Genomic DNA, 15779 nt, shown 5'->3' with positions numbered 1-15779 from the left:
CCGGCCCGCGCCGTCACGACACCGCGCCGCGCCCATAGCTGCCCGTCAGCAGCGCGCCGCGCGTGAAACGCGCCAGCGCATACGGCGCCAGGGGGACGTCGGTCGCCAGCCCCAGCGCTTCCTGCGCCAGCACCCGCCCCACCGCCGGCGACAGCTTGAAACCATGTCCGGAAAAACCGAATCCGGCCACCAGCCCTTCGACCCCGGCGATACGTCCCAGCACGGGATTCCAGTCGGGCGTGACGTCGTACACGCCCGTCCACGACGCGGCCAGTCCGGCCTCGGCATACGCCGGAAAGCGCGCGGCCACCTGTTCGCCGACCTCGGCCACGTAATCCAGCGGCACATCGCCCTGCTCCACCTCTCCAGGCGCCAGCCTTTCGCCCTCCGTGCCCTCGCTAACCAGCATCTGGTTGCCGCCATAGCTGCGGCAATAGAGCATGCCGGGCGAGGCCAGGTCCTTGTAGACGGGCATCGTGTAGGTATAGGGCGCGGCGGCGCATTGCAGCGCCAGCACCGCGTGGCGCTCGGGCGCCAATGGCATCGCCACGCCGGTCCAGGCCGCCAGTTCGGCGGTCCAGATGTTCTGGGTGCTGACCACCACCGCGCTGGCGTAGTCGCCCGCCGACGTGGTCACGCCGGTCACGCGCCCGTTTCGCGCCAACAGGCCGTGCACGGCCACGTTCTCGCGGATCGTCACGCCGCGCCGGCGCGCGGCGCGCGCGAAGCTGGTAGCGACCAGGTAGGCGTCGGCGAAACCGGCCTCGGGCTCGAAGCCGATCAGCGCGGCATCGCCGAAATCAGCGATCGGCAGCAGCTCGCGCGCCTGCGCCGCGTCCAGTTCGTGCACCGGGATGCCCAGCGCGCGCTGCTGCGCCAGCGCCGCGGCCAGCGGCGCGCGCTTGTCATCGTCGGCCGCGGCTATCAGGTAGCCGCAGCGCACCAGGCCGCTGGCGGCGTCGTCGTCGCCGACGTAGGCGGCGAAGTCGGTGAACGCGCCCCACGAACGCCGCGCCAGTTCGACGTTCTCGCGCACCGAGTAATGGGTGCGCAGGATGCCCGACGATTGCGCGGTGGTGCCAGCGCCGATGGCGCCGCGGTCCAGCACCAGCACGTTGCGGGCGCCCAGGGCCGCCAGGTGGAAGGCGACCGAGGCGCCGACCACGCCGGCGCCGATCACGATCACGTCATAACTTTTCATGGCCACGCTCCAGAAAGCAATGGCGGCAGTGTGACGCGGGCCGCGGCCGGCGCCCGCTATATCAGCGCGGCGAATATTGAGTAGAAGCGATCGATGGGCAGCGATGGAAGGAAAGCGGCGTCATGGCAGCCGGCCCGCCAGCGTCCAGCCCTGGCGCCAGCGGCTGCGCTACGGCCAGTGTGCTGTCCCGTGGATACGCCCGCACGAAATCCACGGGACAGCACACTAGGCCGCGCCCAGCTGACGCCACGACATCGTCGCGCCGCGCCCCTCCTCGGCCAGGAACTCCACCAGCGCCGGCAACGAGGCGTCCATCGGCCGGTTGGCGTGGATGCGCATCACGTATCCCCACGAGCCCGGCATGCGCAGCCCCGGCGCCAGCGTCACCAGCCGGCCGCTGGCCAGTTCCTCGTCGATCAATGGCGCGCGCCCCAGCGCGATGCCGACGCCGGCGGCGGCCGCCGCCACCACCGTGCTCAGGCCGCTCAGCACCAGCGGATCCTGGCCGGCGCTTTCCGGCAGGCCCAGGCGCGGACGCCAGGTGCGCCAGTCGGTTTCGGGACTATCGATGTGCTTTTCCTCCAGCCAGCGGTGGCGCGTGAAGACCGCGGGGTCGTCGCGTTCGTCGGGCGCGACCAGCGCCGGGCTGCACACCGGCACCACGGTTTCCGTCATCAGCGGGATATCGCCCGGCGCCGCCAGGTGCGGGCCGAGAGCGCGCACGTGCAGGAAGGCCAGGTCGATGTCCTGCGCTTTCCAGGCCGGGTCCTGGCTGGCGTGCAGAAACACCTGGATATCGATGTCCGGGTGCAGTTCGATGAAGCGGCCGATGCGCGGCGCCAGCCAAAGCGCGGCCAGCGAGGGGTTGGCCGACACGTTCAGGTTGTAGCGCCGCTTGCCGCGCGCGCTGCTGCGGGCATGGCGGCAGGCGGTCTCCAGCAGGGTCAAGGCCTGTTGTACCGACACCAGCAGCGCGGCGCCGGCCTCGGTGGTTTCCGCGCGGCGCACCGTGCCGCCCCGGCGCAGCAGGCTCACGCCCAGGTCGGCCTCCAGCGCGCGCAGTTGATGGCTGACGGCGCTCTTGGTGACGTTGAGCTCGGCCGCGGCGCGGCTGAGGCTGCCCAGGCGGGCGACGGCCTCGAAGGCGCGCAGCGCCGCCAGCGGCGGCATATGGGTGGGCAGGGTCGACATGGGTTGAGTTTATCTCAACCCATGATTGAATAACTATCGCTATCGCGCAAGGGCCGGATGCGTGACCATGCAGGCTCTGCAAGGAGCATTGATATGTATTTCGATTCGAGGCTTTGGCAATTGACCGCGGGGCTGCGCGCCGGCATGGCGGGCGGCATTTTCCTCGGCCTGCTGGCGCTGGCCGCGGGCATCGCCCGCTACGTTTTCCTGGGCCAGCTGCTGGCGCGCGTGTTCGACGGCGCGCCCTGGCAGGACTGGCTCGCGCCGGCCCTGTGCGCCGGCGCCATGGTGCTGCTGCGCGCCCTGCTCGACCACCTGCGCACGGTGCAGGCCAACCGCTGCTCGGCGCAGGTGCAGCAGACGCTGCGCGCGCGGCTCTACGACCGCATCGTGGCGCTGGGGCCGGCCTGGTTCGCCAACCAGCGCACCGGCGGCGTGATGCTGACGGTGGTGGACGGCGTGGAGCAGTTGCAGACCTTCTTCGGCCAGTACCTGCCGCAGGTCGCCATCGCCGCGGCCGCGCCGTTCGCGATCTTCGCGGTCATCGCCTTCTGGGACGTGCCGACCGCGCTGGTGTTCCTGGTCGCGGCGTTGTTCGCGTTGTTCGGGCCGATGGCCGTGCACATGCTCGACCGCCGCGCCAGCCTGGCGCGCACCCGCTCGCTGAACGAATTCGGCGAGGAATTCCTGGACGCCGTCCAGGGCCTGCCGACACTGAAATCGTACGGCCAGGGCAAGGCCTGGGGCGAGCGCCTGGCCGCCCGCGCCCGGGCCCTGTCGGACAACACCTTCTGGGTGCTGTCGGTGAGCCTGCTGACGCGCGGCATCAGCGACCTGGGCGTGGCGCTGGGCGCCGCGCTGGCGCTGACCGTGGGCGCCTGGCGCGTGGCCGCCGGCGACATGAGCGTGGAAGCGCTGCTGATCGTGCTGATGGCCGGCACCGAGATCTTCCGCCCGCTGCGCGACCTGCGCTCGGTGCTGCACCGGGGCATGCTGGGCCAATCGGCCGCCGCCAGCATCCACGCGCTGATGGACGCGCAGCCACTGACCGCCGCCCCCGCCGTGCAGGCGGGCGCCGCCCCCGCGCGGCTCGACCCCACTATCGAATTCGACGCGGTGGTGTTCTCGTATTCGCCGCAGCGCCCGGCGCACCAGGGCCTGTCGTTCCGCGTCGCCGCCGGCGAACGCGTCGGCATCGTCGGCCCCAGCGGCGCCGGCAAGTCCACCATCGTGCGCCTGCTGCTGCGCGAGTGCGTGCCGCAGGCCGGCGCCATCCGCGTCGGCGGCCACGACGTCAACCAGCTCGACACGCAGACGCTGCTGGGCCAGATGGCGCTGGTCAGCCAGGACATCACGCTGTTCCACGGCACCATCGACGAGAACCTGAGGCTGGGCCGGCCCGACGCCAGCCATGACGAGGTGCGCGCCGCCGCCCGCGCCGCCAACATCGACGACTTCATCATGGCGCTGCCGCAAGGCTACGCCACCCGCATCGGCGAACGCGGCCTGCAATTGTCGGGCGGCCAGCGCCAGCGCGTGGCGATCGCCCGCGCCCTGCTGCGCGACGCGCCCATCCTGATCCTGGACGAGGCGCTGTCGTCGGTCGACACCGAGAACGAAGCGCTGATCCAGCAGGCCCTGGACCGCCTGATGGCCGGCCGCACCACGCTGATCCTGGCGCACCGCCTGGCCAGCGTGATCGGCGCCGACCGCTGCCTGGTGCTGGACCAGGGCCGCGTGGTCGAGCAAGGCCCGCACGATGCGCTGATGCGCCAGCGCGGCCTGTATTACCGCCTGATGCATGAACAGGCCCTGGCGCTGGCCGCGCCGGCCGCGCCCGCGCAGGCCGCGATGGCGCGCGCGGCCACGCCCGCCGCCCACGGCAATGACGATGACGCCGGCGGCCAGGGCCCGGCGCTGCGCTCGCTGGATGCCGATGCCGAACAGGTCGGCTGGCGCGCCACGCTGGCGACCCTGCTGTCGGTGGTGCAACCCTGGCGCGGCACCCTGATCGCCACCATCCTTCTTGGCGTGGCGCGGGTGGCGGCCTTCATCGGCGTCGGCGTGCTGAGCGCGCTGGTGGTGGCCGCCATCCGCGACGGCCGCGACACCTCCGCGCTGATCGTCGGCCTGCTGATCGCCGCGCCGCTGGCCGCGCTGTTCCACTGGCTCGAATCGTGGCTGGCGCACGCCATGGCCTACCAACTGCTGGCCGACATGCGCGTCAAGCTCTACGACAAGCTGGAGCGGCTGGCGCCCGCCTACCTGCTGCAACGCCGCTCCGGCGACCTGGTGGCGCTGGCGACGCAGGACGTCGAAATGGTCGAGTACTTCTACGCCCACACCATCGCGCCGGCCATCGTCTCGGTGCTGGTGCCGCTGTCGGTGCTGGGCTTCCTGGCCTTCTACAGCTGGCCCGTGGCGCTGGCGCTGCTGCCGTTCCTGGCCTATGCGCTGGTGTCGCCGGTGCGCGGACGCCGCAAGGTCGACGCGCTGGGCGACCACGCCCGCCAGGCGCTGGGCGAGATGAGCGCGCACACCACCGACACCATCCAGGGCCTGGCCGACCTGACGGCGTTCCAGGCCACCGGCCGCCGCCGCGAGGAATTCCTCAAGGTCGCCGATCAGTACCGCGTGCGCCGCCTGGATATCCTGCGCGACCTGTCGCGCCAGACCGCCTGGTTCGAGACCGCCATGGGCCTGGGCGGCCTGGCCGTGGCCGTGGTCGGCGCGCTGCAGGTGTCCGCCGGCGCCCTGTCGGCCAGCATGCTGCCGCTGCTGGTGCTGATCGCGCTGGCCACGTTCCTGCCGGTGTCGGAGATCTCCCAGGTCAGCCGCCAGCTGGCCGACACCATCGCCGCCACCCGCCGCCTGCACGTGGTCAACAACGAGCCCGAGCCGGTCACCGACGGCCCGCTGCCGCCGCCGGTGGCGCCGCACGGTCTGTCGCTGGCGTTCGACCACGTGTATTTCACCTATCCCGGCAAGAGCCAGGACACGCTGCGCGACCTGAGCTTCACCGTGCCGGCCGGCGCCACCGTGGCCGTGGTCGGCGCCTCGGGCGCGGGCAAGAGCACCGTGGCCAGCCTGCTGCTGCGCTTCTGGGATCCGCGCCAGGGGGCGGTCAAGCTCGACGGCGTGGACGTGCGCCAGCTGCGGCTGGACGGCCTGCGCGAACGCGTGGCGCTGGTGACGCAGGACACCTATCTGTTCAACGACACGCTGGAGGGCAACATCCGCCTGGCGCGTCCCGACGCCAGCCGCGAGGAACTGGCGCGGGCGTTGGAACAGGCCGCGCTCGGCGATTTCGTGCGCAGCCTGCCCGAGGGCCTGGCCACGCGCGTGGGCGAACGCGGCATGCAGCTGTCCGGCGGCCAGCGCCAGCGCATCTCGATCGCCCGCGCCTTCCTGAAGAACGCGCCGGTGCTGATCCTGGACGAAGCCACCTCGCACCTGGACACCCTGTCCGAGATGCAGGTGCGTGGCGCGCTGGATGTGCTGATGCGGCACCGGACCACGCTGGTGATCGCGCACCGCCTGGCCACCATCCGCGACGCCGACCTGATCCTGGTGCTGGACAACGGCGCCCTGGCCGAGGCCGGCACCCATGACCAGCTGCTGCGCAAGCAAGGCGCGTACGCCAGGCTTGCCAGCCACCAGGGCGCGCGCGACCTTACCGCCGGTAGCGCAACGTCTCTTCCGACGTAGCGTTGCGCCGCACCTCGTCCGCCGTGAACCACACCCGCTTGCTGCCAAAGCTGTTGTACAGGTCGAACTGGTCGCGGGTGTGCGGCGACGGCGTGCCGTCCGGGGCGACGAAGCCGCTCTGCCCCGGCGCCACCACGTCCACCGCGCGCACCGACTTGCCGTCGAACACCGTCATGTTGTTCTCGGTGCCGCGGTTCTGCGTGGCCGGATAGCTCAACACCGCCTTGGCGTCGGCCTGCGGCACGCCCAGGAAGTTCTTGGGCGCGAACACCATCGGCGGCGCCGGGATCTTCCACGCGGCCGAATCCTTGCCATAGGCCTGGCGCAAGGCCGCCAGCGCGTCGTCCAGCGCCGCCAGGATGACATCGTCGGCGCGCGCGCCATTGAAGAAGTCATACCGCTGCGGCACCCCGGCAGCCGGACCCGCCAAGGCGTTGAACAACACCTTCACGCCGGTGGTCAGGTTGAGCGAGCCGGTGGCAGGCGCCTGCGGCGTCGGATACCCGGTGGCGCTGTACCACTTGAAGAAGTCGGCCGGCATCTCGTCGGCCAGGGTGCGCTTGAGCATCGCGCGCAGCCAGGCGTCCATCACCGCCGGGCCGGCGTTGTCGTAGTAGCCCGGCTCGCGCTCGCTGGTCATCATGCCGTCCCAGCCCCCCAGCCCCGCCACCAGCCGCACGCGCGGATCGTCGGCCGGCAGCCCCTGCACCGCGCGTTGCAGGAACGGCAGGAAATGGCGGCGGTTGACGTCGGCATAGCTGGTGGTGCGGATCAGGTCCCACATCTGTTGCGGGCTGACCTTGCCGCCGTTGGCGGTCATGGCCTTCAGGCGCGTCTCGATCTCGGCATAGCGGTCGGCCTGCCCCCAGACGATGGCGAACAGGTCGGTGGAGGGATAGCCGCGCATCGGCTGGTTGTTCCAGTTGGCGATGAACCCCTGGCCCGGGTTGTAGACCTGCGGATTGGTCGAGAACGGCAACAGGCCCAGCCAGTCCATTTCGCCGGTGCCCGGCACCGGCAGGCGCGGATCGTGGCCCGGCCGGCGCCTGGGATAGAAGCCCGTGTGCGCGTAGCCGATGTTGCCGCGGTCGTCGGCGTAGTACCAATTGATGGTCAGCGCGTGGCGCGCCGCCTGCGCCTTCCATTGTTCCCAGTTGGCCGACTGCGTCTTGCGGGTCCAGGCCATCAGCGATTGCAGTTCAAAGCCCTCCCAGGCGCGCGCCTTGGCATAGGCCACGTGCTGCGCGTCGTCGAACTTGACGATCAGGCCATGCACGCTGCGGTACACATCCAGCGTCACCGGCGCCGCGTCCTTCACCAGGATCAGGTCAGTGCGCTTTTCCAGCGTCTTCCATTGGCCGTCGTGGAAATAACGGTTGCGGTCGGCCGGATCGAGCTTCTCGGCGTAGATGTCGACATCGTCGCCGAAGCCCGCGGTCGAGCCCCAGGCCACGTGCGCATTGTGGCCGAACAGGATGGAGGGATAGGCGAACGGCGTGTTGCCGACCACGTCGAAGCCGGCGCCGTGCAGGCCGATGCCGTAGGTGTAGGCCGGATTCCACCAGCCGAACTGCGGGCCGTTCAGCAGGATCGAACGGGCATCCTTGGCATGGTCACGGCCCACGATCCACATGTTGCTGGTGGTCGGGAAGCCTGCGATGCCCGGCTGGCCCGATTGCGCGTATTGCTCGGCCAGTCGAGCCCGCAGCGTGGCGGGCGCGCCATCGACCACGCCGCGCGTGGCCGGATCGCGCACCACGCGTTCGAGCATCGGCGGCGTGCCGTCGTAGCGCGGCAGCGCGTAGGCCAGCTGGTCCGCGCCTTCCGGCTGGAACACGGCCGGCTGGTAGCTGCCCTCCTGGGGCGGCACCGTGGTCGGCGCGCGGCTGTCCGTCAGCCAGCGCAGCTGGTTGAAGATGCGCATGGCCTCGGCCTCGCCGTGCCTGTCCTTGAGCGCCGTCAGCAGCGCCAGGTTGTCGATCTCGCTGTTGGCGTCAGAGAAGCGGTTCGCCATGGTGCCGATGAAGATCATCGCCACGTCGTAGGCGGTCCAGTCGGCCGGCGCGAAGCCCAGGTCGTTGAATTCCTTGGGCATCAACTGCCCCGGCTGCGCGCGGATCCGCGCCAGCCAGGCGTTCATGCCGGCCGCGTAGCCGTCCAGCACCTGGCGGTCGGCGGCCGGCAGCGCCGCCAGCTGGCGCTGGATGCGTTCGGGCGAAAAATTGCCGCGGATGGATTTGTCGAACGCCACCATCGACGCGCCGAGCACTTCGGCCACCCGGCCCTGGGTGCTGCGCCGCGCCATCTCCATCTGGAACAGCCGGTCCTGCGCCACCGCGTAACCGTAGCCGTAGAAAATGCCGTACACCGTGTCAGCGTAGACGTGCGGCATGCCATGGGCGTCGCGCCGGATCGTGACCTTGCCGTCGACGCCTTGCGCCGGGGCCGCGACGGCCGCGGACTCCTGGCCCGCGGCTTGCGCCACGGGTTGCGCCATCGCGGGCAGGCAGGAACAGGCCGCCACCAGGGCGGCCGACAACACATGCTGCTTCATTGAATCTGTCTCCGTATCGAATGGGACCGCGCCGCGAGCCTGCCGCGGGCGATGGCGGCGCCTCTGCCGGGCGCCGTCCGCGGACCATGATACGGAGCCGCTATCTATAATTCCAATGCATTTAATTCATACGATTCATGCGGTTGGAACATGGACTTCCAGAAACTCAAGCACCTGCTCGCCGTGGTCGAACACGGCACCTTTTCGCGCGCCGCCGACAAGGTCAATCTGTCGCAGCCCGCGCTCAGCCGCAGCATCCAGGCGCTGGAGGCCGAGCTTGGCCTGCCGTTGCTGGACCGCGGCACCCGCCAGGTGCGCCTGACGCCCTACGGCGCCTGCGTCGCCGAACGCGCCCGCCGCATGCGCTACGAGGAAGCCGAACTGCGCCGCGAACTCAAGACCCTGGCCGGCGGCGAATCCGGCGCGCTTTCGATCGGGCTGAGTCCCACGCCCGCCTCGCTGCTGCTCACGCCCTTCCTGGCCCACATGGCCACCCATTACCCGCAGGTGCGCGTGGCCGCCGAACTGGGCACCACGGCCGCCCTGGTCGACCTGCTGCGCGCCGAACGCATCGACGCCATGGTTTGCGACGCCCGCATGCTCCATGGCGCCGCCGACATCGAAACCCGCCCCCTCGCCCCCCTGCGCGCCGGCATGGTCTGCCGCAAGGGTCATCCCATCCTGGCCCACCGCCGCCCCGCCATCGAGCACATCCGCCAATACCCGGTCGCCTCCAGTACCCTCAGTCCCGAGGTCGCGCTGCGCCTGGCCGAAACCCTGGGCGCCGCCGGCGCGCCCGAACAGATGGTCAGCGTGCGCTGCGAGAATCTCGACCCGCTGGTCCGCCTGGCCCTCGCCACCGACACCCTGCTGCTGGGCGTCATCTGCGTCACCCGCCAGGAACAGCAGGCCGGCCAGCTCGTGGAAGTACCGCTGCCGCCCGATCCCCAGCGCCAGGGCCACTACGTCCTCGCGCGGCTGGCCGGCCGCAGCCCGCTGAAGGCGCAGGACGCGCTCTACAGCTACACGCAGCAGTGCTGGAGCGGCTTTGCCGGATTTCGCGCGAAGCAGCCGGCGGCGCGGCCGCGGCCAGGGCCGGTCAAGGGCCCGTGACGCGCGTGATCCAGTACGGCGCGAGATAGCCGAGCAGGACGCCCAGCGCGACGGCCAGCAGGTAGCCGTCGATGCCGGCGCCGAGCAGGGCCGCGACCAGCAGGCATCCCGCCACGGCGCAGCCGACCTGCCACAGCGCCGGATAGCGGAACGCTTTCGGCTCGATGACCGGCGCCCCGATCGCGCCGAAGATGGCGCCGGTCAGCGCGAGCCAGATCACGCTTTCCAACGAATAGCCCGTGGTCCAGCCGCCGATGACGACAAACAGCGCGGCGAAGATCAGGCAGGCCGCAAGGGCCAGTCTGATGCCGGCCGACAGGGTGCGTTTCATGTCATTTTCCTTGGCGCATGGGTGGCCAAGTGTATCCGTCCCGGCCGCCGCATCGCGCCTCACCCGCCCGCGCCTCAACCGCCGTCCGGCAGCCACTCCTCCAGCGTCACCTCGAACGTCATGCAGACAGGGTTCGCCCCCGGGACGAACACCCCGCCGTGCACCCGCCCCGCCGGGTCCGCCACCACCCCCGACAGCGAGGCCACCACCGACCCGTCCGCCTGCGCGCGCACCTCTCCCGCCAGGCTCACGATCTCCACCGCCGGCCCCTCCAGCTGCCGCACCTCCCCGCCCCGCGCATACAGGCAGGCATCCACCAGGCTCCCAAGCGCGCCGCGCACGAAGGCGTTGCGAAACCCCTCCGCCAGGCACAGCTTCTCCACCCCCTGCACCAGATCCTCGTTGGGCCCGATGCGCGCATACGCCACCCGCCCCATGCTTCCGCTTTCGACCTCGGCCGGCATCATCGTCAGATCTCCCGCGGCTGCAGTAGCCGCAAATTGGTTTCGGCGTCATAAGTGGCGCGCAGTTCGAACCCTTCCAGCGCCGTCACCAGTACCGTCACCGGCCCCGCGCCCACGATCGATGTCTGCGGAATCAGGTGCCCGCCCAGCAGCGCCCCGCCCTGATCGCAAAACGCCGCGTGACAGTGCACCAGCGGCTCGCCGTTGTCGCCCTTGCCCAGCGTGGCGTTGCCGAAGATCAGCGTGGCCGCGCCCGCCGCGATCGGCGCGGTGTACGCCACCACCCGCAGATGCGCCGGGTCCGGCGGCGCGGTGCAGTAGTCGAGATGGCTGAATTCGCCGCTCAGCAGCGTCATCGAGGCGTTCTCCACGCCCAGCGGCGCCAGGCCATTGACCAGCGCCTCGAATAGGCTGGCGCCGGGCTGCAGCGCCAGCCGGACATGGCGGCCGCGCCGCGCGCAGCGGCTGTGTATCCGGACCGGGTTGAAGGCTCCCGGGTGTATCAGCGTCCTGGGGCGGGGCAATACCGGTGATCCCCGCAACGAACGATCCACGGTGGTGGTTCGCATGATGTGCACTCCGTGCGCTTGTGGCGCAAGATGGGAATGAAAGCTGAAAACGCGGGCGTCAATGCACCGCCGGCAGCATGCCCGCCGCGGTGAAGCCGCCGTCCACACAGATCACCTGCCCGGTCACGTAGCTGGACTGCGACTCGTCCAGCAGCCAGCCGATGGTGCCGTTCAGTTCCTCCGGCGCCGCGTAGCGATGCTGCGGCACCACCCGACGCCAGGCCGCGCGCGCCTCATCCGTGTGCATCTGGCTCACCAGCGGCGTCTCGATCGGCCCGGGCGCGACCGCGTTCACGCGGATGCCGTAGGCGGCCAGCTCCACCGCCATCACCCGGGTCAGCGTCACCACGCCTCCCTTGGAAGCCCCGTACGCCGCCCGGCCCGCGTTGCCGCGGATGCCCGACACGGACGCGATGTTCACGATCGACCCGCGGCCGCGATCGCGCATGCGCCGGGCCGCCTCGCGCGCCACCACGAACGACCCCACCAGGTTCACTTCCAGGATCCGCCGCAGCAACGCCGCGTCGGTCTCCAGGAACGGCACGTCGCGGCCGATACCCGCCGAATTGACCAGCCCGGCGATCGGCCCGAAGTCGGACTCCAGCCTCGCGATCGCCTCGCTCACCTGCGCCTCGTCGGACACATCCATCCGCACGCAGCCCAACCGATCCGCCGGCGCCAGGCCTCGCACCTCGTCCAGTCGTTCCTGCGACACGTCGGCCACCAGCACCCGGCGTCCCGCGCCCAGCAGGCCACGCGCGACGGCCAGGCCAATGCCCGACGCGCCTCCCGTGACCAGCACCGCTTCCTGCGCTCCATCCATGACTCGGTCTCCTCGTTGTGTGCTCGCGATGTGTTCGCGATGTCCGCACCCTCTTGCGCGGCCGCCGCGCGGCGGCCCCGTTTCCTAGGCAGGCGCCAGGCAGCCCCGCTCGCGCAGGGCCTCGCGCACCAGCTTCTTGGTGATCTTGCCGTAGCCCGACCGCGGCAGCGCATCCCAGAAGAACACCTGGCGCGGCAGCTTGTAGCGCGCCATGCGCGATCCGAGCCAGGCCAGCAGGGCCTCCTCTTCCAGTGTCTCGCCGGGTCGCAGCACGCACACCATCACCCCCACCTCGCCCCACACCGGGTCCGGCACCCCCAGCACGGCCGCCTCCGCGATCGCCGGATGCGCCAGCACCTTTTCCTCGACCTCGCGCGGATAGATGTTGGAACCGCCCGAGATATACATGTCGGATTCGCGGCCAGTGATGTAGAGATACCCCGCGTCGTCCTGATAGCCCAGGTCGCCGGTGCGGAACCAGCCGTTGCGGAAGGCCTTGGCGTTGGCGGCCGGGTTGTCGTAGTAGCCGGCGAACACCGCCGGCCCGCAGACGCAGATCTCCCCGGTCCGGCCCGCCGGCAGCGGGTTGCCGGCCTCGTCCTGGATGCTGACCTGCATGCCGATGCGCTCGTAGCCGCAGGTCCCCACGCGCGCCTCGGGGCCGTCGCCGTCATGGTGCTGCGCCGGCGGCAGCACGGTGATGTTGCCGGTGACCTCGCCCAGCCCGAAGTACTGCACCAGCACACGGCCCAGCTTGGCCAGCGCGCGCTTCTGGTCTTCGCGGTACATCGGCGCGCCGGCGTAGATCACATAGCGCAGGCTGGTGTGGTCGAAGGCGTCCACCGCCGGATGCTCGACCAGCAGCTTGACGATGGTCGGCACGGTGAACATGTTGGTCACCCGGTGCGCCTGCACCAGGCGCCAGGCCTCTTCCGGGTCGAAGCGCTCGCCCTCCGGCAGCACGGTGGCGGCCGCGCGCGCCACCTGGGTCAGGAAATGGATGCCCGCGCCATGCGACAAGGGCGCCACCACCAGGCTGACGTCGTGTTCGGTGGTGCCCGGCATCAGGTCGCACAGGTGATTGGTCAGCACGAAGGCCATCTGGCCATGCGTCAGCACCGCCGCCTTCGGATGGCCAGTGGTGCCGGAAGTGAAGAAGAACCAGCAGGGGTCGTCGTAGTCCACGTCGACGCAGGCCGCCGGCGCGTCCTGCAGGCGTGCATCGATCAGGGAGGCGGTGTCGGCCGCGCCGAACTCGCCCGGGCCCAGTCGCGCCAGCAGGGCCAGGTCCGGCATGGCCTGCGCCACCGCCGCGGCGTGCGCCGGCGACTGGCCCTCGCACAGGAAGGCCTTGACCCCGGCCGCCCGCGCCAGGTAGACGGCCTCGTCCGGTGAAATGCGGCAGTTGGTCGGCACCCAGACCGCGCCCAGCCGCAACACGGCAAACAGGGTTTCGGCGAACGCGAAGCTGTTGCGCGCGTGAACCAGCACCCGGTCGCCCTTGCCCACCCCGTGCTCGGCCAGCGCCCGCGCCAGCGCGGCGGTGCGCGCGTCCAGCTCGCGCCAGCTCAGGCGCGCCTGGCCGCAGACCAGCGCGGCGCGCGCCGGATGGCGGCGCGCCGCCTGCACCAGGAAATGCGCCAGGTTCATCACCCGCCGCGATACCGGCGCCACGCCACCGGGCGGCGCCGCGACCTGCTGCAACGGGCCGCTCATTTGACGCGCTCCAGGATGCTGACGTAGTTGGCCACGGCCGCGCCGCCCATGTTGAAGACGCCGGCCAGCGTCGCGTCCGGCACCTGCATGGCGCCCGCCTCGCCGGCCAGTTGCAGGCACGCCATGACGTGCTGCGACACGCCGGTGGCGCCCACCGGATGGCCCTTGGCCTTGAGTCCGCCCGACGGGTTGACGGGCAGGCGCCCGCCCTTCTGCACCCAGCCTTCGCGCAATGCCCGCACGCCATGGCCGCGCGGCGCCAGGCCCATGGCCTCGTACTCGATCAATTCGGCGATGGTGAAGCAGTCGTGCGTCTCCACCAGGCTCAAATCGTCCAGGGTCGCGCCGGCCTCGGCCAAGGCCTCGCGCCAGGCCCGCGCCGCGCCCTCGAAGGCGATGGGATCGCGCCGGCTCAGCGGCAGGAAGTCATTGACGTGGCGCCGCGCGCGAAAGCCGATGGCGCGGCGCAGGTCCGCCGCCGTTTCCGCGTCGGCCAGCACCAGCGCCGCCGCGCCGTCGGAAATGGGCGAGCAATCGGTGCGCCGCAGCGGCGCCGCCACATAGGGATTTTTTTCGGAAACGGTATTGCAGAACTCGAAGCCCAGGTCCTTGCGGATCTGCGCATAGGGATTGTCCAGCGCGTTGGCGTGGTTCTTGGCGGCGATGCGGGCCAGCGCCTCGCCGTGGTCGCCATGGCGCTCGAAATAGGCCGTGGCGATACGGCTGAACACGCCGGCAAAGCCGCCCGGCAGCGTGGCTTCTTCCTTGCGGTAGCTGGCATTGAGCAGGATATCGCCGGTGTCCTCGGTGGAGCGGGCGGTCATTTTCTCGGCGCCCACCACCAGCGCCACGCGGCCGCGCCCGGCCTCGATGAAATCCATGGCCGCGTACAGCGCGGCCGACCCCGTGGCGCAGGCGTTCTCCAGCCTGGTTGCCGGCACATGGGCCAATGCCGGATCGGCCAGGGCCACCAGCGCGGCCTGGAAATCCTGCTTCTGGAAACCGCTGTTCATGACGCCGGCATAGATGCCGTCCACGGCCTGCGGACTCACGCCCGCGTGCTCCAGCGCGGCGCCGGATACCCGCGCCATCAGGCTTTCGGTGTCGGGGTCGTCGAGTTTGCCGAATGGGATGTGCGACCACCCCACGATGACGGCACGCTTGCTCATTGCTGTCTCCTCTGTTGGCAGCCCCGCCCCGCCGGCATGGCGGATCAGGGCTTGGGCTTGGCGGCCGGCGGGCGCGCCCGCGCCTCGCGGCCTGCCGGGTTGGCCTGCGCAAGCAGGCGTTTGGCCTCGCGTGACAACAGCTTGGCCAGCTGGAACTGCCTTTCTTCGTCCATGCGCGATTCGACCGCGGCGATGCTGAGCGCGCCCAGCACATGGCCCTGCTCGTCGCGCAGCGGCATGCCGATGCCCCACGAACCCGGCACCACCAGGCCGCGGTTCACGGCATAGCCCTGTTCTCGCACCTCATCGACCAGCGTGCGGATCAGCGGCACGGAGTAATGCGGATAGCGCCGTTCTATCAGGCCGGCATTGGCCTGCAGGCAGGCGTCGACCTCGTCGTCGGGCAGCGCCGCCAGGATGGCCAGGCTGCCGGCGCCGATGCCCAGCGGATGGCGATCGCCGGGCAACAGCACGTGGGTCTTGAGCGGGTAGTCGCCGTCCTCGCGCAGCACGCAGACCGCGAACACGTCGCGGCGCAGCGAAAAGAAGGCGGAATCACCGCATTCGTGGGCCAGCCGCGCCACCACCGGCGCGGCCAGCCGGTTGATGCCGAAGCGCTCGCTGGCGATGTTGCCCAGCACGTGGCATTCGGGCCCGAGAAAGTAACGGCGGCTGGCGAGGTCCTGCTCGACCATGCCTTCGGCGGCCAGCGCGGCCAGGATGCGGTGCACGGTGGGCTTGCTCATGCCCGTGTCGCGCGTCAACGCCAGCAGGCCCGCGCCTTCGCCGCGGGTGCGCGACACCGCGCGCAGCACCAGCATTGCGCGGGATATCGCCTGGGCGCCACCGACCTGGGATGAGGTCTCCGTCACGTCTCCGCCTGTTTTTTCATCAGGTCCATTTTGTGGACCATCAATGTGATTTTGTTTTTTCATTCTGC

General features: G+C 70.6%; 12 protein-coding genes. 2 read left to right on the top strand and 10 right to left on the bottom strand.

Going from position 1 to position 15779, the window contains the following annotated elements:
• Nucleotides 1-13: 13 nt before the first annotated feature.
• Nucleotides 14-1201 carry an NAD(P)/FAD-dependent oxidoreductase gene (locus ACUTAG_RS27140; protein ID WP_054471060.1) on the bottom strand — a complete coding sequence of 396 codons (1188 nt, stop codon included), beginning with the start codon at nt 1199-1201 and terminating at the stop codon, nt 14-16.
• Nucleotides 1202-1426: 225 nt separating this feature from the next.
• On the bottom strand, nt 1427-2392 hold the full coding sequence (locus ACUTAG_RS27135; protein ID WP_446650397.1) for a LysR substrate-binding domain-containing protein: 966 nt from the start codon (nt 2390-2392) through the stop codon (nt 1427-1429).
• Nucleotides 2393-2485: 93 nt separating this feature from the next.
• Here ACUTAG_RS27135 and cydC point away from each other — a divergent pair, with 93 nt between their 5' ends.
• Nucleotides 2486-6100, top strand: a complete 3615-nt coding sequence (gene cydC, locus ACUTAG_RS27130; RefSeq protein ID WP_446650396.1) for a thiol reductant ABC exporter subunit CydC — start codon at nt 2486-2488, stop codon at nt 6098-6100.
• On the opposite strand, the gene ACUTAG_RS27125 is transcribed toward cydC, so the two are convergent.
• Entirely contained in the window at nt 6066-8654 is a 2589-nt protein-coding gene (locus tag ACUTAG_RS27125; RefSeq protein WP_446650395.1) for a penicillin G acylase, read from the bottom strand. The two genes, cydC and ACUTAG_RS27125, sit on opposite strands and share 35 nt — an antisense overlap.
• Nucleotides 8655-8804: 150 nt before the next feature.
• Between ACUTAG_RS27125 and ACUTAG_RS27120 the strand changes: the two genes are divergently transcribed.
• A complete protein-coding gene (locus ACUTAG_RS27120) occupies nt 8805-9767 on the top strand; it encodes a LysR family transcriptional regulator (RefSeq protein ID WP_024068561.1) in 963 nt (320 codons plus the stop codon).
• Here the strand turns inward: ACUTAG_RS27120 and ACUTAG_RS27115 are convergent.
• From ACUTAG_RS27115 to ACUTAG_RS27085, 7 genes are all read right to left on the bottom strand, one after another.
• Complete coding sequence (locus ACUTAG_RS27115; protein WP_053498039.1) at nt 9754-10098, bottom strand: hypothetical protein; 345 nt, start codon at nt 10096-10098, stop codon at nt 9754-9756. The two genes, ACUTAG_RS27120 and ACUTAG_RS27115, sit on opposite strands and share 14 nt — an antisense overlap.
• 74 nt (nt 10099-10172) lie before the next feature.
• Nucleotides 10173-10565 (bottom strand): PPC domain-containing DNA-binding protein, encoded by a 393-nt coding sequence (locus ACUTAG_RS27110; RefSeq protein WP_006387040.1) that lies wholly within the window; start codon nt 10563-10565, stop codon nt 10173-10175.
• A 2-nt stretch (nt 10566-10567) separates the two neighbouring features.
• The gene (locus ACUTAG_RS27105; protein ID WP_049054485.1) at nt 10568-11131 is read right to left on the bottom strand and encodes a PCC domain-containing protein; all 564 of its coding nucleotides are present in this window, start codon (nt 11129-11131) and stop codon (nt 10568-10570) included.
• A gap of 58 nt (nt 11132-11189) precedes the next feature.
• On the bottom strand, nt 11190-11954 hold the full coding sequence (locus ACUTAG_RS27100) for an SDR family NAD(P)-dependent oxidoreductase (protein ID WP_006387038.1): 765 nt from the start codon (nt 11952-11954) through the stop codon (nt 11190-11192).
• 84 nt (nt 11955-12038) lie between these two features.
• Nucleotides 12039-13670, bottom strand: a complete 1632-nt coding sequence (locus ACUTAG_RS27095; RefSeq protein WP_024068558.1) for an acyl-CoA synthetase — start codon at nt 13668-13670, stop codon at nt 12039-12041.
• Nucleotides 13667-14839: an acetyl-CoA acetyltransferase gene (locus ACUTAG_RS27090; RefSeq protein ID WP_020927227.1), complete on the bottom strand. Its 1173-nt coding sequence runs from the start codon at nt 14837-14839 to the stop codon at nt 13667-13669. The genes ACUTAG_RS27095 and ACUTAG_RS27090 overlap by 4 nt, the downstream gene beginning before the upstream one ends.
• A 44-nt stretch (nt 14840-14883) precedes the next feature.
• Entirely contained in the window at nt 14884-15711 is an 828-nt protein-coding gene (locus ACUTAG_RS27085; RefSeq protein ID WP_035200224.1) for an IclR family transcriptional regulator, read from the bottom strand.
• Nucleotides 15712-15779: the final 68 nt, after the last annotated feature.

The sequence above is a fragment of the Achromobacter sp. CSND-B12 genome, assembly GCF_052906545.1.
Note: the sequence above shows the minus strand (reverse complement) of the source record. Positions and strands in the feature narration are given on the sequence as shown.

What these genes read in the sequence shown, in the direction of transcription:
- ACUTAG_RS27140 (WP_054471060.1), bottom strand. Translation starts at nt 1,201, where the DNA reads ATGAAAAGTTATGACGTGATCGTGATCGGCGCCGGCGTGGTCGGCGCC.
- ACUTAG_RS27135 (WP_446650397.1), bottom strand. Translation starts at nt 2,392, where the DNA reads ATGTCGACCCTGCCCACCCATATGCCGCCGCTGGCGGCGCTGCGCGCC.
- cydC (WP_446650396.1), top strand. Translation starts at nt 2,486, where the DNA reads ATGTATTTCGATTCGAGGCTTTGGCAATTGACCGCGGGGCTGCGCGCC.
- ACUTAG_RS27125 (WP_446650395.1), bottom strand. Translation starts at nt 8,654, where the DNA reads ATGAAGCAGCATGTGTTGTCGGCCGCCCTGGTGGCGGCCTGTTCCTGC.
- ACUTAG_RS27120 (WP_024068561.1), top strand. Translation starts at nt 8,805, where the DNA reads ATGGACTTCCAGAAACTCAAGCACCTGCTCGCCGTGGTCGAACACGGC.
- ACUTAG_RS27115 (WP_053498039.1), bottom strand. Translation starts at nt 10,098, where the DNA reads ATGAAACGCACCCTGTCGGCCGGCATCAGACTGGCCCTTGCGGCCTGC.
- ACUTAG_RS27110 (WP_006387040.1), bottom strand. Translation starts at nt 10,565, where the DNA reads ATGATGCCGGCCGAGGTCGAAAGCGGAAGCATGGGGCGGGTGGCGTAT.
- ACUTAG_RS27105 (WP_049054485.1), bottom strand. Translation starts at nt 11,131, where the DNA reads ATGCGAACCACCACCGTGGATCGTTCGTTGCGGGGATCACCGGTATTG.
- ACUTAG_RS27100 (WP_006387038.1), bottom strand. Translation starts at nt 11,954, where the DNA reads ATGGATGGAGCGCAGGAAGCGGTGCTGGTCACGGGAGGCGCGTCGGGC.
- ACUTAG_RS27095 (WP_024068558.1), bottom strand. Translation starts at nt 13,670, where the DNA reads ATGAGCGGCCCGTTGCAGCAGGTCGCGGCGCCGCCCGGTGGCGTGGCG.
- ACUTAG_RS27090 (WP_020927227.1), bottom strand. Translation starts at nt 14,839, where the DNA reads ATGAGCAAGCGTGCCGTCATCGTGGGGTGGTCGCACATCCCATTCGGC.